The organism is Gordonia polyisoprenivorans NBRC 16320 = JCM 10675, from assembly GCF_000241325.1.
In the GTDB taxonomy this organism is placed as follows: domain Bacteria; phylum Actinomycetota; class Actinomycetes; order Mycobacteriales; family Mycobacteriaceae; genus Gordonia; species Gordonia polyisoprenivorans.
In genome coordinates, this window is record NZ_BAEI01000092.1 from 22,173 (window position 1) to 45,678 (window position 23,506).

General features: G+C 66.4%; 24 protein-coding genes. 8 read left to right on the forward strand and 16 right to left on the reverse strand.

The window, feature by feature from the left end; genetic code table 11:
• Positions 1–9: 9 nt before the first annotated feature.
• Positions 10–315, reverse strand: coding sequence for a hypothetical protein (locus GOPIP_RS25940; RefSeq protein WP_006372844.1), 306 nt, complete (start codon positions 313–315; stop codon positions 10–12).
• A gap of 78 nt (positions 316–393) precedes the next feature.
• A complete protein-coding gene (locus tag GOPIP_RS25945; protein ID WP_006372845.1) occupies positions 394–855 on the reverse strand; it encodes a YbaB/EbfC family nucleoid-associated protein in 462 nt (153 codons plus the stop codon).
• 137 nt (positions 856–992) lie between these two features.
• Here GOPIP_RS25945 and GOPIP_RS25950 point away from each other — a divergent pair, with 137 nt between their 5' ends.
• The 6 genes from GOPIP_RS25950 (at position 993) to GOPIP_RS25975 (ending at position 6,009) form a co-directional block, all read left to right on the forward strand.
• Positions 993–2,180, forward strand: coding sequence for a hypothetical protein (locus GOPIP_RS25950; protein WP_006372846.1), 1,188 nt, complete (start codon positions 993–995; stop codon positions 2,178–2,180).
• Between the two features lie 42 nt (positions 2,181–2,222).
• Positions 2,223–2,663, forward strand: coding sequence for a hypothetical protein (locus GOPIP_RS25955; protein ID WP_006372847.1), 441 nt, complete (start codon positions 2,223–2,225; stop codon positions 2,661–2,663).
• The gene (locus GOPIP_RS25960) at positions 2,663–3,868 is read left to right on the forward strand and encodes a hypothetical protein (RefSeq protein ID WP_006372848.1); all 1,206 of its coding nucleotides are present in this window, start codon (positions 2,663–2,665) and stop codon (positions 3,866–3,868) included. Before GOPIP_RS25955 ends, GOPIP_RS25960 begins: the two co-directional genes overlap by 1 nt.
• Positions 3,869–3,884: 16 nt before the next feature.
• The gene (locus tag GOPIP_RS25965; protein ID WP_244421228.1) at positions 3,885–4,319 is read left to right on the forward strand and encodes a hypothetical protein; all 435 of its coding nucleotides are present in this window, start codon (positions 3,885–3,887) and stop codon (positions 4,317–4,319) included.
• Positions 4,316–5,359, forward strand: a complete 1,044-nt coding sequence (locus tag GOPIP_RS25970) for a hypothetical protein (protein ID WP_006372850.1) — start codon at positions 4,316–4,318, stop codon at positions 5,357–5,359. Before GOPIP_RS25965 ends, GOPIP_RS25970 begins: the two co-directional genes overlap by 4 nt.
• 320 nt (positions 5,360–5,679) lie before the next feature.
• Positions 5,680–6,009, forward strand: a complete 330-nt coding sequence (locus GOPIP_RS25975) for a DUF4333 domain-containing protein (protein ID WP_231386633.1) — start codon at positions 5,680–5,682, stop codon at positions 6,007–6,009.
• Positions 6,010–6,015: 6 nt separating this feature from the next.
• Here GOPIP_RS25975 and GOPIP_RS25980 read toward each other — a convergent pair whose 3' ends face one another.
• From GOPIP_RS25980 to GOPIP_RS25995, 4 genes are read right to left on the reverse strand one after another with little or no spacing between them, the layout of a single operon-like run.
• Positions 6,016–6,717 (reverse strand): ESX secretion-associated protein EspG, encoded by a 702-nt coding sequence (locus GOPIP_RS25980; protein ID WP_231386632.1) that lies wholly within the window; start codon positions 6,715–6,717, stop codon positions 6,016–6,018.
• Positions 6,718–6,737: 20 nt separating this feature from the next.
• Positions 6,738–8,261 (reverse strand): PPE domain-containing protein, encoded by a 1,524-nt coding sequence (locus tag GOPIP_RS29765; protein ID WP_006372853.1) that lies wholly within the window; start codon positions 8,259–8,261, stop codon positions 6,738–6,740.
• Positions 8,261–8,578: a hypothetical protein gene (locus GOPIP_RS25990; RefSeq protein ID WP_006372854.1), complete on the reverse strand. Its 318-nt coding sequence runs from the start codon at positions 8,576–8,578 to the stop codon at positions 8,261–8,263. Before GOPIP_RS25990 ends, GOPIP_RS29765 begins: the two co-directional genes overlap by 1 nt.
• Positions 8,579–8,597: 19 nt before the next feature.
• Positions 8,598–12,650, reverse strand: coding sequence for a type VII secretion protein EccC (locus GOPIP_RS25995; protein ID WP_035728889.1), 4,053 nt, complete (start codon positions 12,648–12,650; stop codon positions 8,598–8,600).
• A gap of 123 nt (positions 12,651–12,773) precedes the next feature.
• Between GOPIP_RS25995 and eccD the strand changes: the two genes are divergently transcribed.
• Positions 12,774–14,291, forward strand: coding sequence for a type VII secretion integral membrane protein EccD (gene eccD / locus GOPIP_RS26000; RefSeq protein ID WP_006372856.1), 1,518 nt, complete (start codon positions 12,774–12,776; stop codon positions 14,289–14,291).
• 4 nt (positions 14,292–14,295) lie between these two features.
• On the opposite strand, the gene eccB is transcribed toward eccD, so the two are convergent.
• Positions 14,296–15,801, reverse strand: a complete 1,506-nt coding sequence (gene eccB / locus GOPIP_RS26005) for a type VII secretion protein EccB (RefSeq protein WP_006372857.1) — start codon at positions 15,799–15,801, stop codon at positions 14,296–14,298.
• A 133-nt stretch (positions 15,802–15,934) separates the two neighbouring features.
• Between eccB and eccE the strand changes: the two genes are divergently transcribed.
• Positions 15,935–17,659, forward strand: coding sequence for a type VII secretion protein EccE (eccE, locus tag GOPIP_RS26010; RefSeq protein WP_244421229.1), 1,725 nt, complete (start codon positions 15,935–15,937; stop codon positions 17,657–17,659).
• Between the two features lie 126 nt (positions 17,660–17,785).
• Here eccE and GOPIP_RS26015 read toward each other — a convergent pair whose 3' ends face one another.
• From GOPIP_RS26015 to GOPIP_RS26055, 9 genes are all read right to left on the reverse strand, one after another.
• A complete protein-coding gene (locus tag GOPIP_RS26015) occupies positions 17,786–18,076 on the reverse strand; it encodes a hypothetical protein (RefSeq protein ID WP_006372859.1) in 291 nt (96 codons plus the stop codon).
• Between the two features lie 48 nt (positions 18,077–18,124).
• On the reverse strand, positions 18,125–18,394 hold the full coding sequence (locus GOPIP_RS26020; protein WP_006372860.1) for a hypothetical protein: 270 nt from the start codon (positions 18,392–18,394) through the stop codon (positions 18,125–18,127).
• A gap of 124 nt (positions 18,395–18,518) precedes the next feature.
• On the reverse strand, positions 18,519–19,322 hold the full coding sequence (locus GOPIP_RS26025) for an ESX secretion-associated protein EspG (protein WP_006372861.1): 804 nt from the start codon (positions 19,320–19,322) through the stop codon (positions 18,519–18,521).
• The gene (locus GOPIP_RS26030; protein ID WP_006372862.1) at positions 19,319–20,395 is read right to left on the reverse strand and encodes a PPE domain-containing protein; all 1,077 of its coding nucleotides are present in this window, start codon (positions 20,393–20,395) and stop codon (positions 19,319–19,321) included. The genes GOPIP_RS26025 and GOPIP_RS26030 overlap by 4 nt, the downstream gene beginning before the upstream one ends.
• Positions 20,396–20,489: 94 nt before the next feature.
• Positions 20,490–20,786 (reverse strand): PE family protein, encoded by a 297-nt coding sequence (locus GOPIP_RS26035; RefSeq protein ID WP_006372863.1) that lies wholly within the window; start codon positions 20,784–20,786, stop codon positions 20,490–20,492.
• A gap of 50 nt (positions 20,787–20,836) precedes the next feature.
• Positions 20,837–22,240, reverse strand: coding sequence for a hypothetical protein (locus tag GOPIP_RS26040; RefSeq protein ID WP_006372864.1), 1,404 nt, complete (start codon positions 22,238–22,240; stop codon positions 20,837–20,839).
• A gap of 4 nt (positions 22,241–22,244) precedes the next feature.
• A complete protein-coding gene (locus GOPIP_RS26045; RefSeq protein WP_006372865.1) occupies positions 22,245–22,538 on the reverse strand; it encodes a hypothetical protein in 294 nt (97 codons plus the stop codon).
• 166 nt (positions 22,539–22,704) lie between these two features.
• Positions 22,705–23,121, reverse strand: a complete 417-nt coding sequence (locus GOPIP_RS26050; RefSeq protein ID WP_006372866.1) for a YbaB/EbfC family nucleoid-associated protein — start codon at positions 23,119–23,121, stop codon at positions 22,705–22,707.
• On the reverse strand, positions 23,118–23,456 hold the full coding sequence (locus GOPIP_RS26055) for a DUF2694 family protein (RefSeq protein WP_006372867.1): 339 nt from the start codon (positions 23,454–23,456) through the stop codon (positions 23,118–23,120). The genes GOPIP_RS26050 and GOPIP_RS26055 overlap by 4 nt, the downstream gene beginning before the upstream one ends.
• Positions 23,457–23,506: the final 50 nt, after the last annotated feature.

The window sequence follows — 23,506 nt, forward strand, 5'->3', positions numbered from 1 at the left end:
CGCTGAGGTTCACGTCCCGGCCGTGTCGCCGCCCTCGAGGTTGTCAGCGGTGTTCCGCAATCCCTCGGAGTAGGTGGTGAGCAGGTCGACCTTCGCCGAGATCGCTTCGGACACACTCTGCTTCTGCCCCAGATAGCCGCCGCCCGCACCGCCGGTGGCGAACTGGGTGCCGGGTTCGTCGTCGCCCCACGGCGCGCCTTCGCCGGCCAGACTGGACTCGAGACTCGACAACACCTCGCCGAGATTACTGCTCGTGGCGGCGAGATGCGCAGCGGCGGCACGCAATGCCGCGGGTGTGACTCCTAGGTCAGCCATGGTCGTTCCTTCGGGGTGTCGATGCCGGTGGACATCACTGTGCGCCGGCCGCGGGCGGATGGGGTGTTCGTCGTCGGGTCACGTCCAGCGACCGGCGCCCGGATGTCGGGCCGTCGACCGCTCGGCCGAGCCCGGTGGCGCCGTCGAGATCTGTTCGGGAGTGATCGCGAAATCACGCAAATCGGGTGCGCCGTCGATGACTTCGGACAGCGACGGAAGTGCCGCGCCCGCTCGTCGCACCGATTCCATCAGGGCTTCACCTTCACGGGCGACCTTTGCGGCGGCCTGTTGGGCCGCCTGGGTGACAAACCCCGACAGATCCTCGAGATCGTGATCGTCGAGGAAGTCGGGGTCGATCTCGGTCTTGATCACCACGCCTTGGGCGTTGACGTGCACCGTGACCGTCCGGTCGGCGACGGTGGCATGTGCCATCAGCTGGGCCCGGCGCCGCTGCACCTCCCGAATCGCGGTGAGTTGCTCTTGTGCGCTGGCCATCAGCTCGTGGAAATCGAACCCGAGTCCGTCGTCCGCCGTCGTCACACGTCCCCCAAGTAGGTGCTCTGCACAGTTGGCCGCAATACTTTCACAGGCGAATGACCGCCGCTAGCCGCCCGACACGCCAGACCCTACGATCACGACGTCCGACCACCACCGAACACGCGTCCCGAGGGAGACCCATGACCTCATCGCCGACCCCCGAATCCGCCGACGACGTGTCGCTGGACTGGGGTTTCCGTGACATGGGCGGCGACGCCGAGCCACCGGCCGCCCGCGCGGGGGTCGACCGCAGCCCCGAGATGCTCCTCGGTGAGGTTGTCGGTGGAATGCATGACACGCTGCCGCCGGCCTGGTCGTTCTATATCGCCGAGATCGCCATCGCCGCCAACGAGCACCGCACCCGAGCGGCCGTCGAAATGCCCGACGGACGACTGCTGCCGCTCACCGTTGATCCGGCGGTGCTGCGTGCCGCCGCGGCACACCGCGAACTCACCGCAGGCGACGCGCCGTGGATGTGGCTGCGGATCACCGAGAATCGCGGACAGCAACCACAGATCGCGGCATTCGACGGCTTCGTCGGCGCGCCGCCCGACCATCTGCTGTTCCCACCGGCCAGCTACCTGACCGACGTCAGCATGTCCGCCGGGGTTGCCACCCCGTTGTGGTTACTCGCACATGTCCACGCCACCGGCGCCCAGCTGCGTGCGGCGTCGGTGGCCGCCGAAGCACCGCCGGCAGAGTGCGTGCACCCTGCCGATGAATTGCCGCCGCTGCCCCTGCTGTGGCCGCGATTTGCCGCGCTGTCGGCGATCTTCGCCGCGGTCGATGCCTTCGACGGGCCGCGCATGACGAGCTCGGTCGGGATCTTCCGCGGCGAACTCGGCGGTTGCACGCTCACCCGACTGCCCCGCGGTCGAGCCGTGCTCTCCGGCGGCTCCGATCATTCGGCGCTGATGACCGCCGCGTACCTCGGACATCTCGAACCACCCGACTTCTATCGCGGCGCGCCCGCCTGGGTCAGCAACATCGTCCTCGACGAGCGCGCGGCCGCCGGGATGCTGACCTTCTGCTACTGGTGGTCCCAGGGCCGGTGGTCCCGAGCGCACCTGACCGGCCCTCCGGGATGGACCCCGATCGCCGAGCTCACGCCTGCCGTCCCCGGGGTCTGGACCTCCACGACGACCGCCGAGTTGGTCCGCTCGACCTTGGCCCAGGCCGGCATCGAGGTGAGCGCGCAGGCCGCAATCGACTACGTCGGGCAGGTCGGCTCCGGCGACATCCGCCCCGAGTTGCTGGCCTCGCTGCCGCATCCCCCGGCCTCGTCGGCGGAGGGATTCACCGTCCTCGATCTCGCCCAATCATGGTGACGCGTTGCGCCACCCAGCAGCAGAACTGGATAGGGTGACCGCATGAGCACCGCCCACTCGGTATTCCCGCACGCGGGATGGGAGATGGTCTACGACCTGCGCGCCGCGGTCCGGGACGGTGACGTCGACGCGGTCTCCGCGCTGGTCGGGCAGGTCGACGTCGAGCAGGCTCGACAGTTGGGCATGATGGCACCCACCCTGCTCGCGCAGTACACCGGTACCCATCCGTCGCCGGAGACGATACGACTGACCGCGCGCACCCTGCACCGTCACCTCGCGCGCTTCGACACCCGTCATGCGTTGACCGTCAATCACGTCGTCGACATCCTCGTGCCCCTACTGGCCGGAAATCCCTTGCCCGACTGGGTGGACCGACCGGTGATCCTCGCGACGCTGGTCGGATTCCTGATGCCCGACGGCGCCGCCGAGGACCGGCTACGCGACGACCTCGAGCCGGTGTGGGCCGGGGCGATGGAGTCATGATGCCCTCACCGCTGAGCTTCGACAGGGCCTGGTCGGTCTTGACGCTCGTGAGTTCGGCTCGGGGGCAACGAGATCGGTGGCCGATCGAAGAGGACTTGCTGACCCTGCCCGACGGTGACGGCGAGGTGATGATTGCCGTCGCGATGACCGCTCTGCAGGTCCGCCTGCAACGCATGTGCGACGGCAACCCGACGGAGAACCAGCTATGGCTCATCGCCGGGTTGCTCGAGCACCAACTGCTCCTACCGGAGGGCTACACGCGCGCACACCTCTACCGACTGCTCACGGCGATCGCCTCGCACGACGAGGCCGCCGTGACCAGCCCGGATGTCGTCGCGCTCCTCGAGCTGGTGTGGGGGCTCAAACTCCCGGCCGATCCGGAAGGAGCCCGAGAACAGTCACTGCGCAGGTGGCGCCACGACAACATCACTTCCGGCGCGGACTTCACCGGCGAAGACTTCGTGATGCTGATCCTCGGCTCCCTGGACCGGGCATGCCCCGAGGACTGGATCAGCTTCGAGGGCACGGTGACCATGGCGACGGGTCAGCTATTGGCCAACTTGTCCGTCACGACGCCGGCCGAATCCGAGGCGGTTTTCACCACACTCATCCTCATGCCCGACCTCATCGGATACCGCGAGGCGCATGGACTGTCATGGCTCGGGCACATTGAAGCCTCCGACACCGGTGCCGAGTTGGCAGTGATGAACCGCAACACGACGCCGCACCCCTCACAGTTGTTGCGTATCAGCGACTTCTATGCAGAGCTACCACCTGGACCGTTGGCCGAGGACACCCCCGGCTGGCTCCGCAGCTATCTGACCGACGGCACCATCGATTACGGCTCGGGGCAACGGCCGGTCGCCGGGCCCGCCGAGGCACTCGACATCGTTCGGCGCAAGGCAGCCGAACGAGGTCTCGGACCCCGGTTCAACACCCGCATGCTCGTCGCGGTGCGGCTGCCGGTCGGCTATCGGGTGTTCATGTACCAGCCACCGGACACCCCGTTCGATCAATTGATCGTCGGTTCACCACGGTTCTACGTCGGCGACGACTGTCGGATCTATCCCACGCGCGCAGGGCTCCCGGCACATTCCGACGAAGAGTTCCGCGTCGCCTTCGAACAGCGTCATGGCTACGACTCCACCACCGGCGACCCGTGGGTTCGGCCCGCCGCGATCATCGGCCCCCGAAAGCCGGACTGAGGTGAGCGGGGTCGGTGTGTTCTCCGAGCGAGGATGGGATGCGGTGTACCGCATCCGGTCTGCGGTCAACTCCGACGATACCGACGGCTTCGGCGCGCTCTCGCGACGCCTCGACCCCGAAGTGGCGGTGCAGGTGACGATGATCGGTGAGACACTTCTGCGCGTCGCGCTCGGTGATGCCCCGGCGGCGGCGACGCTGGCCGGCGCGGCAGCGACCGTCGCCCCGCATCTGCGGCGCTTTCTCGGCGCACCCACCCTCGAACCCGAGCACGCCGCCGACCTCATCCGGACCGGTCTGCGTCTGCGTGATTGTCCCGAATGGGCTTCTCGCGCACAGACGATGATGTTCTTCTGCGGATTCCTCGCCCCCGTCGACGACGCCGACTTCCTCGACTTCCGGCTCCGCGCCGAGCCGGCATGGTCCGCCGCGATCGAAGACCACGTGCGGTGAGTGCCGTCATCGATCCGGTGGTCGCCGACCGATGGTTGCGAGAGTTGGCCGTACTGGCGGCGGGCTGCGCCCCGGGCGAGCGCAATGCGCGGTGGAACACCATCCGAGACCGCCACTCCCCCACAGATATCGATGAGATGCTGCAAGTCGCGATCCGCGCGGTGCGCGTGCGCATCGACGAACTACTCGATGGCCGGCCCACCGTCGAGGGCGTTCTGGGTATCGCGGCCATGAGCATGAATCGGGTCGGGCTCCACGACCCGGCACGTACCGGATCGCTTCTCGCCGGCTGCCTTCCCGGAGCCGGTCACACCATAGGAACCCATGATGCCCAACATCTTCCGTGGCTGCTGGCGACCATCGGGATGCCAGTCGATCACGAAGAGCTCCGAGGTTGCTTCGTCGTCGACTGGCTGCGCACCCAGCGCGTCGACATCACCGAGTCGGCATCGGCACTTCGACAAGCGATACTCGACAGCCTCATCCGCGCCGCACCGCCCGGCTGGACGTCGATCACCGGAACCCTGTGCGCCGCAGCCGGAGCAGCCCGCGCCACGTTGCGGGTCACGCGCGCCGGAGGCGACGTCGGCATCTGCGCCCCGGTGCGGATACCCGCGCTGCACCGGCTCCGCACCCTCGACGCCGGCAACGGAATGCCCTGGTGGCGAGCCGAAGTCTGCATCACCCACGACGACAGCACGTTCCTCACGACATCGCCCGAGATCGCACCACCGCCGGTGGACCTGATGCGTCCCAGCGATTATCGTGCCGACGCAGAGGTCAACGGAATCGACTTGCCGCCTTGGGCAGTCCGGTTCTGCGCCACCGGCGTCGTTCCTCCCGCCACCGCACCCGTACTCGCACCGGCCGCCGCGACCGATGCGGCCCTGATCTGGTTGGCCTGTCGGAACATCGAGGCTGACCCCCGACATCTGATGATCGAGCGGGTGGCCGCCGGATATCGCGTGCACGCCCGCGCCGGGCACGACAGTCACGTCGTTCACGTCACCGATACCGGCGAGACGTCGGAAATGCCGTAGATGCCGGACCCGCGGACGGCTTGTGGACCTCACGGCGCTGAATGCTTGGGACGCTGGTAATCTCGGCGCCGGTCGGCGAGGTGCGTTGGACACCCGAGACCACAGAATGCCGACGTGCTTGGGGGAATGTCATGACGGGTCCGTACCACGAACAAGGTCACGCCGCAGGACCGTCGACCGGATTCGGGCCCGCTCCCCAGTCTCCACAGGGCGGTCCGGGCTGGGGACCTCACACCGGGCCGGGTGGTTCTGCGTGGCCTGCGCCGCAACATCCTAAGAAGAACCGGAAGCCGCTCATCATCGGAGGCATCGTGGTTGCGGTGGCAGTGATCACCGCAGTGGTGGTGACGGTGGTGGTGCTGCTGATCGGAAGTGGCGGCGACCAATCCAGCAGTCACGATCGCGCCGAGTTGATGAGCGAGGTCACGATGGATGCGAAGTCCGTCTACGGCGCAGGCAACGTCAGCTCCATCACCTGCCCGCAACAACCACCCACCACGGTCGGGGCGAGCTTCACCTGCACCGCCGAGGTGGTCGGTGAGTCCGCGCAAACCATCAAGGTTCAGGTGACCGACGGCGGGTGGACCGTGTCCATGCGGCCGCTACGCCCTCACATCACCTACCCCAGCATGACGTTGCCGTCGAACTGAGTCACCTCAACGGCGACCTTCGTAGATCTTCCTGACGGCGGCGACGTAGGTGTCGAATGCCTTCGCCGTGCGCTCCGGAGTCGCTGAGACCACTTGTCTGGCAGCCCGGTTGACGATCAGGTCGCCATGGTCGCGAACACTCACGATGTCGAAGGTGTGAGAACTGTCGTCGCTACGCCAATCAATGGCCGGGCCGGCGAGAATACCCACCGGAATGACGGCATCCAATCCGCCGGCGAACATTGTGGCCAATTCACGCTCTTTGGCCTGCTCGTCTGCCGTCGAGCGGCCTCCCGTGAACCGCCACTCACGCTGCGGTTGACCGGGTACGACCGCGAGAGTGGCCGCGAGCGCTCGACCCACGTCCGACGAATGTACGGCACGCAACCCCACTTCACCACCAGCGTCTTCATCGACTCCCGGCTGTTGAGCTGCGATGCAGGCGATCTCGCCACGGACACCGACATGCAGGCGAATCGGGACCCCCCTCCGCGAGCCGAAGATCTCGATACGAACCTCGGGATTGGTCAGAGCCGTGAGCGCGGGTTCGTACCATTCGGTGAGTGTTCTGTGCGCCTCTTGGAGCGCCACACTTCGTTCGTCAGCGTATTCGCCCAGTGTGGGCGACGTCGATCGAACCTGCATCGGATAGGGAAGCCGATCGTAGTGGAACTGCTCCCACATTTCTTTGAACGCAACCGGACTCATCCGCCACACCGCCGAGACCATCAGGCGCGTACCCCTCCGTCCGGACCGGGATTCTCGCCGTTGTCGTCCGTGGTCACGGGCGCTGCGTCGTCTTCGGCGACACCGACGATCGCCTCTCCATTGACACGTGTACGCAATGCCTTGAGTACCTTGTGGACTTTGTCTCCGCCACCACCCGCTCCCCGACCTCCCGCGCCGGGCGCTCCTGCACCCGAGGTCCCCGTCCCCTGTGATGTTTGTGCGATGCCTGCGGCTGGACGCGCAGTCGTCGATTGCTCAGATGAAGTGGTTCCGGCTTTGGTGGTGCGTTCCGTGGGCTTCTCCGGGGTCCCTCCGCCGGGCGCGCCACCGCCGCCTCCGGCGCCTTTACCAGCTCCACCGCCACCTTTGCCTGCGCCACCGCCCCCGGCGCCGGAGCGCAGTGCCGCCGGACTCACCATTCCGGAGAACCCCGATGCCTCGCCGGTTGGTGCTGTCGCCGAAACCTGCTGCGCTGCTTGTTGTGCCGCCTGTTGCGCGGTCTGTTCGGCTTGGGAGAGCGCTTGCTGGACCCCTTGCGCTGCCTGCGAACCCAATGAACTCAATGCCTGGCCCGCGGTGTTCGCAACCTGTTGCATCGGATTCTCCGAACCCGACGCAGGGGTTACCTGCTGGCGTTTGATGTCGTCGAGTGCTCGGTTCACAGCTTTGGAGACGTCCGGGTGCGGGGCCCCGCCTCCCCCGCCACCTGCTCCGCCACCGCCGCCACCTGCACCACCGCCCATGGGCCCACTGTCGAACCCGCCTGTCGGGTTACCACTGGCTGGGGCCATGGTCGGCATATTCTGTAGGACGGCATCGAGCGCTTGCGAGTAGTTGGTGGTCAACAATTCTTTGGCCTTCGTCGCGGCCGCATACGAATCGTCGAGTATCTTCTTCAGATCATCAAAAGGCGAGTTCTCGTCGCCGTCCATATCGGCGAACTTCCAGGTATAGCCTCCGGTATAAGTATTTTCTGTCACCACTTCGTCGTAGGAATAGTAGTTGCGAACTTCCGCCATCGATTCGTTGTTGAACTCGTGGTGTTGATAGCGCGACTCCGGTGTTTCCGGAAAGTTCGACACCACGAGGTCGAAATTCTCCGCGAGATGGGTCAGCCTGTCGGACAACGAACCGCCGAACTCCCGAATGCTCTGCGGGAACTCACCGACGAAAGAACTCACGGCGCCGTTGGCGGCAGATGCCGCATCACCCGTCCAATCACCACTGGTCACATCTGCGATGTTCTTCTTGTACGATTCCATCGCGTCGGCCCATTCTGAACCGAGGGTCTTCCAGCCGGCTGCAACGGCGCGCACCGTGCCCGCATTGAGGCTGTCCTTGACATCACGCATCTGCAAGAACGTCTTGGAGTCCCAATTCTCATGATTGACCGCCAACGATTGCGTGTCCGTCCCCGGCTTTCGCTGCGTCGCGTTCTGCAGCGAAATCAGGGTGTCGAGGGTGTTACGGACGGCCGTCGGAACCGACGGCACACTGATCGACGTCCGGGTCTCCTCGCCCACTACCTCGGCCCGTCGGCATCGCGCACGTGTTTGAGCGCGCTGTCGATCAGCAGCTTGGTGTCATCCACCATGTCCGACTGGTGGTGCCGTTGTGTATCCAGATCGGTCAACAAACCCTGCAGGCGTCCCTTGGCGCTCTGTCCGTCCAATGCCTTACCGAGCGCATCACCGAGATCGGGGACCAACGTCGACATGCTTTTTCCGAAGAAGTTCTTGATATCTGAAAGCGCTTGATCGACTTGGCCTTCGACGGCTGGGAACAAATGAAGCCCCAGGCCTTTGTCGTTGGCCATCTTGCCCATCTGGTTCTCGGTCACAGCTAACCCCTCCCCGTCGTCACATCATCAACTGGATCATCCCCGAACTCTGCGTCCGCGAGATGAACATGCCTCGTCCCGGCGGCATGGGATGCGGCCGGAAGTTGCCCAGCAACGGACCTTCGTCTTTTGTACCACCCATGATCAGGCCGTTGCAGGACAAGTCCTTCAGGCGTCCGACAAACGGGTCGTACAGGGCGCGGCCGGCTCCGCCGACCCGGCGCGTCACCACCACCCGCAGGCCGATGTCGCGGGCCTGCGGCAGGTAGGGCACCACGGGCGCCAACGGGTTGTTGGTGGCGGTGACGATCAGGTCGTAGTCGTCGATGAGCAGGTAGACATCGGGGCCCGACCACCATGAGCGCTCCTTGAGTTGCTGCTGGGTGACGTCGTCGGGTGGGAGGCGGAGTTTGAGCAGGCCGGCGAGATTGGCCATCATCTTGGTCGCCGAGTCCTCGGCGGTGGCGTAACCGCCGAGCTGCTCACCCTCCATCACACCGAGCAGTCCACGGCGGTAGTCGATCATGATGACCTTCGCCTCGTCTGGCGTGGCGTTGCGCACAACACCTTCGGCAATGTTGCGCAACAGGGTTGTCTTACCCGCCTCGGCCTCGGCGAACACGACGAGGTGCGCCTGCGCCTCGAAGTCCACGACGACCGGTGCGAGTGCCGCCTCGTCGATGCCGATCACGATGCGCGACTTGGAGAGCGAGCCCTCCCGCTCCGCGCGCGCGAGCACCGGTACCGGGTCGAGTCGATCGGGTAGCGTGCGGACCTGCGGTGCGCGCCGGGCGCCGTAGAATTCGGTCATCTGGGCGACCATGGTCTGCACCCCCTCGGGCAGGGAGTCCACCGACGAGTCGGAGTCGATGCGCGGCAGGCCGATCAACAGGTGCAGACGCTCACGCCCGATCCCCCGTCCCGGCCGATTCTCCGGAATGGCCTCCTGTGCTTTGCGCCCCATCTCCGAGTCGGACGAATCACCGAGTTTCAGCTCGATGCGGGTACCGAGCATGTCTTTCACGTTCGCCCGGATCTCCATCCATCGCGACGCCGAAACGGCAAGGTGCACACCGTAGGACAGACCCTGCAGAGCGATATCGACAAGTTGGGATTCCAGCGCCTCGAAGTCGCTGCGGACCGAGGCCCATCCATCAACGACGAGGACGACGTCGCCGTGCAGATCGGCGCTGAGCGGGTCCGCGGCGCGCTCGGCCGGCGACAGGGCGGCCAGGCGCGCCTTGCGTTGCCGGAAGTCCCGCATCGATTCGATACCCAACTCGCGGAAACGTTCTTCGCGCTCGCGCAGCACCGTGGAGACCTCGGCGACCGTGCGGTTGACCTTGTCGCGGTCCATTCGCCCGGCGACACCGCCGACGTGCGGGAGATTCTGCAGACTCACCAGCGTGCCACCACCGAAGTCCAGGCAGTAGAACTGGAGTTGCTCGGGTGTGTGGGTCAGTGCGCCCGCGGCGATCATCGTGCGCAGCGCGGTGGACTTGCCGGACTGCGGTCCGCCGACGATCGCCACATTGCCTGCAGCACCGGACAAATCGATACTCAACACGTCGCGGCGCTGATCGTAGGGGCGGTCGAGGATGCCGATCGGCATCCACAGGGCCCCGTTGATGTTCGCCGGATCGCGCCAGTCGGGGCCGGGCAGCAACTCGTTGACCGCGGGACTGTCGTCCAACGGCGGCAACCACACCTCGTGTGCGGGCCGTCCATGTCCCTTCAGCCGCGCGACCACCACATCGAGCAGCGAGGGCGTGTTGCCGGTTTCGGCTGCCTTGAGTTCGGACTCGTAGCGGTCGAGGTCGGCCTGCTCGGCGGCGGTGAGCGTCGAAGAAGCCTCGGGCACCGCCGGTTTGTCCACGTGACCGACCGTGAACAGTTTGGGCGCAAGCGCTCCCAACTCCGAATGCCGAGCACCGCCGAGCTGCGCGCGGGGCTTCACATACGGCCCCGACACGTACGAGGTGTTGAATCGCTTGGGTTCGTCGGCGTCGGACTTGAGGAATGCCGAGCCCGGCACCGACGGCAGGTGATAGGCGTCGGGCACCCCGAGGACCTGCCGGGATTCGCCGGCGGAGAACGTCTTCAGGCCGATCCGATACGACAGGTGTGAGTCCAGCCCGCGAAGTTTGCCCTCTTCGAGGCGCTGAGAAGCCAGCAGCAGATGCATGTGCAGCGAACGGCCCAATCGACCGATCATCACGAACAATTCGGCGAAATCCGGCTTTTGGGACAGGAGCTCGGAGAACTCGTCGACGACGATGAACAATGCGGGCAGCGGGTCCAGGGGTGCTCCGTTGGCCCGTGCCCGTTCGTAATCGCCCACGTTGGCGTAGTTCCCGGCGCGACGCAGCAGTTCCTGACGTCGATTCATCTCTCCGGAAAGCGCATCACGCATGCGGTCGACCATGGTGATCTCTTCTTCGAGGTTGGTGATCACTGCCGCAACGTGCGGCGCCTGATCCAATCCGAGGAAGGTGGCTCCACCCTTGAAGTCGACGAGAACCAGGTTGAGCGCCTCCGGTGAGTGCGAGGTGATCATCGACAACACCAACGTGCGAAGGAATTCCGATTTGCCCGAACCCGTTGCGCCGATGCACAAGCCGTGTGGGCCCATGCCGTACTCGGCGGCCTCCTTGATGTCGAGTTCCATGGGCTGACCGTTGGGGGTTATACCGATCGGAACGCGCAGGCGTTCGCGCGGCGAACGCGGCCGCCAGATCTCTTCGGGGATGATCTGGGCGGCGTCGGGGATCTTGAGCATCGCCATCAAGCCGGGATCGATCGCGTTGCCACGGACCTCGGCCTCCAGGCTGACGATGTGCTGGGCGGCGTTGGCAGGCCGGTACCGCCCGATCCGCCGGGCGGCCGCCTCGGCCTCGGCGACGCTGAGCGCATCGGGCACCCCGAAGGTCTCCACCCCGGCCGGCCCGCGCGCTGCGATCGTGTCGGCGTCGACGAGCAACTGCAGGCCGCGTCGCGCCGCGAGTCCGTCCTTGGGCGCGTTGAGGTCGAGCACGGTGACCGACTCCAGACCGGCCTCGGTGACCAGACGCTCGTCACCGGAGACGTAACCGTCGTCGAGGACCACGATCATCTGTTTGACCGTCTGGTTCGGAGATGCGTTGCGCGAGAATCGTCCCCGCTCACTGAGCTCGGCACCCATCACGGCCTCGAACTTCGACAGCGACGAGAACACCATCCGCATCGGACCGATGCCGTCGACGTGGGCGGGATTCTGGGCCTGGGGCAGCCATTTGAGCCATTGCCACACCGCGCCATCGGGATTGGCGGTGACCACCGCGATCTGCAGGTGGTCGGGACTGTGGAACAGACAGAGCTCCACCACCATTGCGCGCACCAACGACCGCGTCATCGCCCGATCACCCTCGATGTTGATCGCCGGGAATCGCCGCAGGCTGACCGCGGTCGGCAACGAATGCACCACCGCATGGGTCCGCACGAATCGGCGCAACGCCACCGTCGAGACCGGTTCGAGGTCCTCGGTGGGGCCGGTCTCGGGTGCCAGCAGTCGGGTGGCGAGTCGCTGGGTGCCCACCCCGACCCGGGCATGACAGAAGTCGGCGTCGTCGGGACGCCGTTCCCACATGCGCCGCGATCCGGCCAAGTCGATCAGAATCCGCGGGTCCGGGTGGGTCCACTCGAGTGCCGCGCGCTGCTCCTCGCCGGTGGCGTCGACGTCCTCACGGAGATTGCCCAGGTATCGGAAGTAGTCCTTGCGTTCCTCGTCGAGTTCCGCGGCCGCCTTCCCGGCCCGCTGACTACCGCCGCCGACGAACATGCCCACCATCGACATGACCATCATCATCGGGAACATCATCATCATCGGGTTGGTCGCAAGGCTGCGCCCGCCGACGGTGAACATCAACGCGATCATGCCCACCACCGCGACGACCATCACCAGCGGCAACAGCTTCATCAGCAGATTGCCCGGGATGACACGCGGGACCTCCGGTGGCGCCTGCAGATCGACCTCGCCGCCCGGTGTCTTGGGCGCGGCGATCCGCGGCCGCCGCACAAATCCTTCTGTTCCCACGTACCCCTCGCTACCCAGGTGTCGATTCCCTGACCGAACTGAGGTCCTCCCCATCGGTACCTGCCAGTAATCTATGACGTTAGCGAAGCTCAGGGCCATCAGCCGAAAGGACCACTCGTCCAGATGACACTTCCCCCGTCGCTGCAGCCACTCGACGACCTCGAAGCGGAGTCCGCGAGTGAACCGGAACTGACCCGGGTGACCTTGCTCGTGGGGTCGTTGACCCTGGATGTCGGCGTTCCGGGAAATGTCGACATCCGGGCATTCATGCCCGACGTCCTGCGGCTGATCAACGATCGTCTCATCGCCGCCGCCCCCATAGACGGTGAACGCCTCGAACTCTTCGACGACACCCCGGGCCTGTGGACCCTGGCGGCACTCGGGCGCCCCGGCGTGGACGACACACACTCGCTCGACGAGGTCGGGTTCCGCGAGGGCGATGTCCTGTCGGTGCGCAGAGTCGGCGAACATCCGCCGACGATGCTTTTCGACGACGTCGAGGACGAGGCCGTGAGCAACGCAGCACACCTGCGCACACGAATGCCCGAATGGGGTACGGCACGACGACGGGTCGCCGCCTTCGGCGTCGCGGGCATCGCGACCATCGGCCTGCTGGTACTGCTTCTCGCCGGTGGGAATCCGCCGGTGTACGTGCCCGTTGCGGCCACGGCGTTCGCAGCGGGGCTCATCATCTTCTCCGCCTACACCGCGCGCGGCCTGTCCGACGAGTACGCCACCGGCGCTACCGTCGCATGCGCGCTGCCGCTGGTGTTCGCCGGCTCGTTGCGGCTGTTACCCGGTGCGGTGGGGTCGGTGACCTTACCGATGGCATTCGGCATCACGGCACTGATCTCGTTCCTGGCGTTCCAGATCAGCGGGGTCAATCGCTCGCTACACGCCACGGTGATCACGCTGACCGTGTTCCTCGGCGTCGCCTCGGTGTGCTGGAACCTCTTCGACGTCACGCAACGTCAGGTCGGTGCGGTGCTGACGGTGGTCGCGGTGATCGCGGTGTCGATCGCGCCCAGGCTGACCATCACGCTGGCCAAGCTGCCGGTCCCCCCGGTCCCCACCGCCGGTGAACCCATCGACGACATCGACACCCGGGGCGAGCCCACGGTGCACGGGGTCGACGCGGTGACCTCGCGATCGGTACCGACCGCCGACGGCCTCAACGAACGGATCGATCGGGCCAACGCCTATCTGACCGGAATCCTCGTCGGCTCGGCGATCACCGTGGTCGTCGGAGTGTATCTCAGCGTGGACACCTCCACGGGTCACTTCTATTGGCAGGCAACGGTGTTCGCAGCCCTTGCGGCAGCAGTACTGTGCCTGCGCGGACGCACCCATCACGATCTGCGCCAGGCTGCGACGATGGTCGGTCTCGGCCTGCTCGCCGCACTGACCATCATCGTCAAATCCGTGCTGCTGCTCGAGGATTGGGCCGAGTACGGGTTCCTGCTGACCGTCGGGCTGGGGATACTGGTCTTCGCGGCCGGCGTCGTCGCCCCTCGATTCGAGTTCTCGCCGATCGCCCGACGCTACGTCGAACTACTGGAGTATCTGCTGATCGGGCTGATCATCCCGTTCGCCGCCTGGATCATGGGCATCTACGGCTGGGTGCGCGGACTCGACATCTGAGTGCTCACCCGCCGGCCGCGGCCGACGGGCTCGTCGGTATCGCGCCGGTGTCCCCGTCATACCCGCCGTGCGCGATGAGTGCCGCGTCGGTCGACAGGGTCGGTCCGGCGGGCAGGAGCGACACCACATTCCACGGCGCGAGCTGCGGCAGGGTCTGCTTGCCGTCGGCGCTGCGGACGCCGGAAACGCCTAGTGCATCGGCGGTTTTCGGGTCCGGGATCGGGTAGCGCAATCCGGTGTCGGAGATGTAGAACAGTTGACCGGCGACCCGTCCCTCACCGGCGGCCTGCACGTATTCGCCGGTACCCGGGGGAATGTAGGCGGCGTCGACGGCCGGACCGTCCCCGTCGGCGCTGACAAGGGCACTCGGCTGCGCGTTCTCACCAATGGGCAGCCGGTTGCCGACCAGTATCTCCACCGTGGGGCTCTGCGAGAGGCTCGGCGCCGACCAGTGCGTGCAGATCGTAGAGAAGCCGCCCAACGTGTACTGGGGCACCCGAGACGGATAGTCGGTGGTGTCGACGGGCAGCGCAGCGGATTGCGGTAGCGAATTCAGTGCGGCGGGCGGCATCTCGATGGCATCGCCGAGCAGGCCTGCGTTGCTGTAACGGATGATGTCGGCCGTGGCGTCGGAGACGGGGGCCACACCGTCGGAGAGCACCACGTACTGTCGTGTGCCGCCGGATTCGACCGACTTGACGATCGACCCGATCTCGACGGGCTCGGGAAACGACAACGACGACCGGCGACCGGCGTCGGGAATGACGATGGGACTGATCGGTGCCACCGGGCGGAAGGATTGCAGCAGCCCCGCCGAGGCGCGGATCGTCGACGCGTCGGTGATCTTGAGAGCGTTGATCAGTACCGGATCGGTCGGATCGATCGGCGCGCGCTTGCCGTCGTAGAGCAGGAAGTGGTGACCGTCGGAGTCCTCGGCGATGGCAGCCGAACCGGCCGGGGCGACGCCGATGTCGGCGTTGAGAGCCGGTACCGAGGACAGCACGACGGTCTCGGTGCGAAACGGTGAGGTGTCGTCACCGGATCGGGTCTGCGAATCACACACCGACCAGTCCGAACGACTCAGGTCGTCGGCCTTGGCGATCGAGGCAGGCGCGCCGATGATCCCGAGGGTGGGGCCCGCGGGCAACGATCCGAGGTCGGAATCCTTGACCTTGGTGGGATTGTCGGGTTTGCCCGCAATCAGGCGGGCAGAGGCGAGGTTGAGCACGGGATGCAACTCGTTGTTGAACCGCACGTACAGCGCTCCCGAGGACTGCGAGGTGATGATCGTGGAATTGCCCAGTGACGGTGACGGTTTGAAGATCGCCAACGCGGCGCAGGCGCCCACCACCAGCACGCAGATCACGAATCCGACGAGCATGGCCCGTACCTGACTGCGCATGGGGTCGTGGATCATCCGTGAATCCCGACGGATCAATGCGTGTTCGAGCCGCCGAAGCAGGAAACGGTATCCGTTGACCTGCGCCCGCGTCGTCAAGCGCGCCGGCATGAGACCCCCATCCGAACAACCGTATTCGCGTACACGATGCACCCACAATCGAGTGGCCAGGGTACCGTAGCCCGAAGTCGGGTGTCGTGGGCCGTTGAGGCGCCCCGTCGTCGTTTGGGGGGAGGATCTCGTGGTGACAACGCCATCGACCACTGCGCCCGTCGCGCAGGCCGATCCACGCTCACAGATCGCGCCCGCGCCCGGGCACTCGAGGTTGCGGTCCTCGTCGCAGAGCGCGGCGCGACGCATCGCACCGACCTGGTGCGTCCTCGTCGTCGAGCTGATCGCGCTGGCCGCGCTCGTCGTCATTGCCACCACCGGTATCCCCTGGTGGATCGCCGCTCTCGTCGCCGTGCTGATCGCGGTGTGGTTCATTCCCGTGGCCGGGCACCCGGTGGCGCAGCGGGTGCGCGAGCGGGTGTCCTTCCGAATGTCGAACGACCGCAGGCGACGCCGCGCCCAATCGGTCTCCGAGCCCTTCGACATCACCACCGCCGACGGCTCGCAGTTCGGCCTGCGCTGGGACGGTGACGCTCTGGTGTCGATGCTCGAGATCGCCGAATCCCCGGAAGCACTGACCATTCTGGAACCGGGCGCCACCGTCGATGCCGTCTGCATCCCGGTGCGGGTTCTCGCCGAGAGCCTCCGACAGTTCGACATCACGTTGGCGGCCATCGATGTGCACATCAACGGTTCCCGGTCCCGCGGCAACAGTCGGGTGGCCGCGGTCTACGACGAGGTACTCGGCCCACTGCCGGCCATCGCGCACCGGTCGGTGTGGCTCACCGTCCGCCTGGATCCCACACTGTGTCCCGAGGCCGTCGCACGACGCGGCGGCGGATCGACGGGCATCCTCAAAACCGCCGTCACCGGCACGCGACGGGTGGCCAATCGCTTGCGCGAGCACGGATTCGACGTGCGATCGCTGACCGCGGCCGAGATCACCCGATCCATCACACATCTGTCCGACGGCATCGCACCGGAGACCGTCGAGGAGACCTGGGAGAACTGCCGGTCCGGCCAGATGCATCTGCGCAGTTACGGTCTCGAGCAACCGATCCTGACCTCCGCCGGTCTCGATCGGCTGTGGACGGTTCCCACCCACACCACGACCCTCGCGCTGTCGTTGCGGACTACCGAGGACGCCGACCTCATCGAGGCCACGGGTCTGGTCCGCTTCGACACGATCGCACAGCCCGCCCGGGTCGATCTCGACGGGCTCTCCCCGCTGGGCGGACATCAGTTCGACGCGCTGATCGGCTCCCTGCCACTTCCGCGCCCGCAGTCGGTGGGTGTCCGCGCAACCTACGGCAGCCCTGCCGATTTCGGTGAGCTGCGGCTCCCGGCATCGGGGTGCGGCCAACTCATCGGGGCCGACCCGCACGGACGGGCCGTCGCCCTGCCGATCTTCGGTCCGACCATCGATCGCGTCGAGATCGCGGGAAGCCTGCACCTGGTCCAACAGGTGGTCTTGCGCGCCATCGCGCTCGGTGCGCGCGTGCTCGTCTCGACGCGACGCCCGGCGCACTGGCAGCAGATGGTGGCCGCGGTGGGCAACAACCACCTGCTGTGGGTCGCCGAATTCGACCGTGGCGCCATGCATGCCGGGGCCGAGGCCAACTACTCGGTGATCGTCTTCGACGGCACCCGCACGCGGCCGGTCAATACCGGTGTGACCGCACTGGTCGTCCATCCGATCGGGGCGCCGCTCTCGGACTCGGCCGATGTCACGCTGGCCCAACTCCATCGGGAATCCGACACGGTTCGTGTCACCACGCGCAGTGGGGCGGTCGTGGTGGAGATGGTGGCCGGTGATGACGAAATGGCCTATGTCGGAGCCTCTTACGATCTGGACTGAGGACCGCACACGCTCTCCAGCCGCATGGTGAGACAGCCGCATGGTGAGACAGCCGCATGGTGACACAGCCGACACGGGCGTCCGACACCGTGGTGTCGGACGCCCGGATTCGTCGATGTGTGGGTCTCAGCTGAACAGCGAGGCGTTCTTCGCGTCGAGCGCCTGCATCATCTGGTTCTGCTCACCCGCATGCTTGGTCGAGTCGTTCATGTTGTTGAACGCGTCGATGAGCTGCTGGTCGATCTGCGACTTGACGTGCTGCAGCGTGGTGGCCGCCTCGCCTTCGTAGATCTCGAGGAGCGAGTTGAACACCGCATTGATGTCGTCACGAACTTCGTTGGCCGCCTTCAGGTATGACGCCTGATCGCCGAGCGTGGTGTCGATCGAGCCGTGATTGTAGGTGATCTGTTGTGCCATGATGGTCTCCTGGTCGTGGGTGCCTGCGAATGGGAATACGGCTGCGGGTCAGTGCGAGTCGCCGGCGACCGCGTTGTTGATACCGGTCTCTGCGGCATCGACGGTGCGGTCGAGCAGCGCGATGATCTGGCCGAACTCTTCTTGATTGGCGTGGGTCTTCTGGAGATGCACGTGCGAGGCATCACCCTGCCATGCACCGCCGGTCATCTCGACGTCGGCGTCCTGAAACTTCTGCAGAAGTTGCTTGGCATGATCGCGCTTGTCCTTGATGTCGGACAGCTTGGCCTTGGCCTCTTGCGGAGAGATCTTGAGTCCCATGTCATTTCCCTTCGATGGTGTACGTCGATGGGTGCCCGGGCGGGCCACCCCCTGTTGTGGTCTTCGTTGTCGCGACGTCGGTGTCCCGACTCCCGACATCAGTGACTGTTCGGCTGGTCGTCCCTCACCACCCCTCCGGCAGCAGGGACATCAACTGCGCAACCGCCTGTGCGATCCGGTGGTCGGAACCACCTTTGAGACTGCACCACAGTTGCCCGTCCGGTGAGGTGCTCGGCGCACTCAGCACACACCCGCGCGCCGCGTAGAACACCGCGAGGGCACCGTCGGCGACGATGCTGCGGTCGACGTGCGGATCGAGTGCGGCAACCCGCATCTCCACGGCCGCACGGTAATCGGCGAGCACGGCGCCGAGCACGATCGCGGTCCGCGAATCGGCGCCGAGCGCGTGTAGTTCGTCGGCGATCGGAGTCGCGGCGCGCAGGCCGGCGAGGTGCTCGGCGACGTCGACCGCCGGTGCGCTCACCGAGCCGCAGTCGACGTCGATCGCCTTCGGCAACAATCGGGCGACCTCGGCGACCACCCGCTCGCTGCCCTCGGCCTCGAAACCGCGCACGCGGACGGTGTCACCACGGCGGGTGGCGACCACGTGAGATCGCTTGACCCGCAGCACCGATGCGCGGAGCAACCCGTCGGAGGTGATGATCCGGATCGACAGTTCCCGGTCGGGGCGGCGCATCGTGGTCAGGACATGGGCGAGGTCGGGATCGATCTCGCCGTCGACGATGAGCTCTCGATCCGACAACTGCCCGACGCACCGATCCCGGACACGTTGCAGCTCGTCCACCGTCGGCTGGGTCGGCCACAGCGCCAGCGTATCCGGCAGTGTGTCGACGCCGAGCCGATCGGTCAGGGTGAGGATCTCGTCGACGCTCAGCGCGTCATCGACATCGAGGGTTGCCATACTCATCCGCGTCCTCCCCGTTCACCGATGACCGACGGCGACACCCAATCGTTGGACGAGGCCTGTTCGAGCCGGCTGCCGTCGATGTCGACCTCGTCGTCCGGGATCGGCGGTGCCGCCGTACCTCCGAAGGTCGAGGCGTCCGGACCCCAGCTGACACTGTCGACCGAGAATCCGCCGGCGCTCGACGCCACGACCGGCGACCAGCTCGCGGGCCGCGCCTCGCCGGCATCGGAGAGCGAGGCCGCGGGTCGGGCGGAGTCGAACTCCTTGTCGTCCCCGCCGGCGCGACCCATCGCCCCCATGGGTCCCATCGGCCCGGATGTCGTGGCGCCCGCCGAGGTTGCGGACGCGGCGACAACCCGCGAACCACGTTGCGAGGTATCGGAATTGATCGTCGGCGTGCCGAAGGCGCCCAAGGGCATCGCGGGTATCCCGCCACCGGCCGGGGCGCCGCCACCCGCACCACCGGCCGGGGCGCCGACACCCGCGCCCTGGGTGGTGTCACCGTCTCCGCCGGCTCGCTCGGCGGCGGACTTGGCGATATTCGGTGTGGCCTGGGTGTCCCAGGGCGCAGCCAGCGGGGTGACGGTGTGCTCGTAGCTGTTCATGATCGCGACCGCGTTCGCGGTGGCCGCCTGCACGGCGGCGTCACCGGCTCCGAGCGCACCGACCACGAGCCCGTTCGGGTAGCCCTGCAGGGAACTCCCGATCGCGAAGGCCTCCTGCAGTTTCACCGCTTCGGGCACCGTGGGCATGGCCAGCACCGCCACCCCGTGCGCCACCGCGGCGGATTCAGCACGCCGCGCGTTGGCAGCGGCGTCGAGCGCGATGGTGTCGAGCCAGCGGGCGAACTCCTCGAGTTTGGCGTGCACGGCCTCCGATTGCTCCGAGCGCCAGGCCTCGTCGAGCTTCGCGAGCAACGCACGGTAGTCCTTGGCGATGTCGGCGAGCTCGCGGGCAAGCCGTGACCAGGTCTCACCCGCCTCCCCCATCGGACCCGCACCGGCACCGTTGACCAGGTCATGTGCCAGCCGTCTCAGGTCACGCGAGGCCCAGACAACCCCCGTGAAGCCCACGTCGTCCCCTCCCCGTCGGTCGGTCCATGAACAATGTGCGAACAGTGAATGAACAGTGTTGTGGGCGATGGCTTTTCGTCCACAACACGAGCGATCAGGTGGTGACGAACCCCTGGTCGGCGTCGGTATCGGCAAGCGAGGAGGACACCGTTGCGACGGCGTCGGAGATCTCGCGAAGTTCGGCGACACCACCGTCGCCGGCCTTCCGGAACGTCTGGTGCACCTGCCCCATGGTGGTCGCCGCGCGTACCGACACCTCGTCACTGCCCGCAGGCTGCGGCGTCAGTGAGGCATCAGCGGTGTTCAGCACGCCATTCAGTCGATCGGCGAGTTTGCCCAGTTGCCCGGCGACCTCGGAGATCTTGGCGGTGTCTGCACTCAGTTCGGTCATGAATCCTCCTGTGTTGTGGGTGTTCTGGTGAGATCACGCCTCGCGAGACGTCAGATTCTCAGGTCGATGTCGGGGCGGGCCTCGGTGTCGTCGTCCTTTTCGCCGATCACGGCCGGCGCCACATCGGCGAAGTCCCCGACGATCTCGCTCCCGGATTCGGAGGTGTGCAGGAAGTCGGCGGCGGTGTGGCCACTGCCCGTACCCTTGCCCGCCCCGGCTCCCGCTCCGGCCGAGCCCATTCCGCTCATCGGCGCGTAGCCACCGTTGCCGGTGGTCGTGGCCGACGCGGTGGTCGCCGCGGCCGTGCGCTGTTGGCCCGAATTCGTTGATTCCTCGGTCGGCGGGGTGCCCGACGGTGAGGTTCGGCTGCTCGGTGGTGCGGAGACCGGCGAAACCCCGACACCTCCGCCCCCGCCGCCACCGGCACCTGTGGGCTTCGAACCACCACCGCCACCACCCATTCCGGCCGGACCGCCGGCACCGAGCCCGACGGGGGCTGCCGTCGTCGACGTACTGGTATCCGTGTCGGTGGACGTCTTGTGCTGGGCCTTGTCGATCGCCTCGCCGATCTTGGTCCCGGCCTGCACCGATGACTGCACGATCTTCTCCCCGGCGGAGAACACCTGCTCGACGACGCCAAATGCGGGTTGTATCAACCCGGTTCCCATCTGCACCATCGAGGAGAGCATCTCGGTGGGAACCTGCGGGGCGTTGGTCACCGACACCGGCGCACCGTCGGCGGCCACTTCGGCGGTGTTGACGGCCATCAGTCCCTTGTGGACGCCCATGACCGCGGTGGTACGGGTGATCGCGTCGGTGGCGGCCGCCACGGCCATCGCCTGTCCCCACGGTGTGACGATCTGCGGAAGCGCGACGGCCATGGTGGCCTCGAACTGCGAGATGATCTCCAGCAGATGCGCTTCGGTGGTCTTGGTGTCCACCCCGGCCTGCACCACGTTGCCTTTGATCTTGCCGGACTGGACTCCAACCTCGGTGCCGTCCTTGCCCAGTTGGGCCGTCTTCATCGCCGCCGCGTCGGCGCCTTCGCCCTGCCAGCCCTGCTGCATCGCGGAGATCACCGTCGGCAGTGACGACGCCACCGAGGAGAAGGCGCTGGTGATGGATTCGAAGATCTTGGTCGGGTCGAGAGCCTCGAACACCCCGCTACCCAACGTGCCGAGCGCATCGAGCACCGGCTGGATCAGTGCACCGCCGTCGATCGATGCCAGGGTGTTACCACCTGTGGGCAGACCGGGCAACGCCGGGAGCCCCGGAATCGGTCCGGGCGTGGGGATTCCGGGTGGTACAGGTAGACCCAGGCGACTCAGGATCTCACCGGTCGGGGTGTTCAGGTACTCGTCGAGGCGACTTTCGATGGCACCGATCACCGGACCGGGGTCGTACCCCGGCATCTGCGTCGCAGCAGCGGCGACGGCCTCGGTGGGACTCGCCACGCCCTCAGGCCTGCATGCCGTCGGCGAAGTAGGTACCGGCGGCCGCGCCCGTGGCGCCCGCCGACATCATTGCGTGCCCCGCCGACACCAGGAAGGAGGCGGCCAGATTTGATGCCTGCGCGGGCGCATAGCCGAGGAGGTACTCGACGCCGATCGGACCCACCGCCAGCGCGACCGCGGCGACCATGGCCTCGGCGTCCGCACTCGAGGCCAGTGCGATCAGATCACTCGCCGACATGTTGGCCGCCGCGAAGGTCTCGATCACCCCTGGCGTCACCGCCAGAACTCCGTTGGACATGTTTCGTGGACCCCCACCCTGTGAAACCGATCGTTAGCAACTTGAACCAAGTCAATCAATGGATCACCACACGTGCAACCTCAACGCGGGTATGTCGTCACCATGAATGACTCGGACTCGTCGCCGCGTCGGATACTACGGTGTATTCGTGGCCGACGATGCGTCCTCAGCCGTTGTCGCGCAGGCTTTCCGGAGATGTCCGCGGTTGCGGATCGGGCAATTCCGACAAAGGGCGCCGAGGGGTCACCGTTGTCCCGTCCCACCGCTCGAGTGGCTCGTTCTGCCGGCGACCGAATTGATCGGTGAACTCGTGAATCAGGGTGTTGCGGCGGTGTAGCGAGGCGCGCGCGGCGTGCTGTGCGGTCTCGACGATCAACGCAGAAAGCGACGAATCGGTATGCCGGGTGATGCCAGGCCCGAGCCACAGCCCCGTCATCGCGCCGACGCCGTCGACCTCGACGGTGACGACCTTGTCCGGGCTCGACACCCTGACGCGAATGCCGGCGGTCTGTGCCTGCAGCGACTCCATCAGGTCGCGTTGTTTCTCGATGCGCGCGAGCACCGAATTCGCCAGCGTTCTCATACCGACCTCAGCCATCCGTCACCGGACTGTTCGTCCTGTGCACGCTCGTTGAGTTCTTCGAAATCGTGCAAATCGTCCTCGGTGGGCAGCTGCGCATACCGGATGACCTGCGGATCAGTGCCCTGCTCGACGAGTTGCCGCCGGATCTCGACCTGCGCGCGCATCGCCGCGAGCCTGCTCAGTCGCAGGATCTCGTCGGCGAGCGCCTGGGGGTCGCCCTGAAGCTTGCGCGGGTCGATGCGGAGTGCAACCGGCAGTCCCACCTGGGTTGTCCGCACCGCGACGGCACCCGAACGGGACTGTGCTGCCGACATCATCGGCGGTGGCAGAGCCATCAATCCTCCCATTCACTAACATGACGCAACAACACCCTTGCGCACGGCTC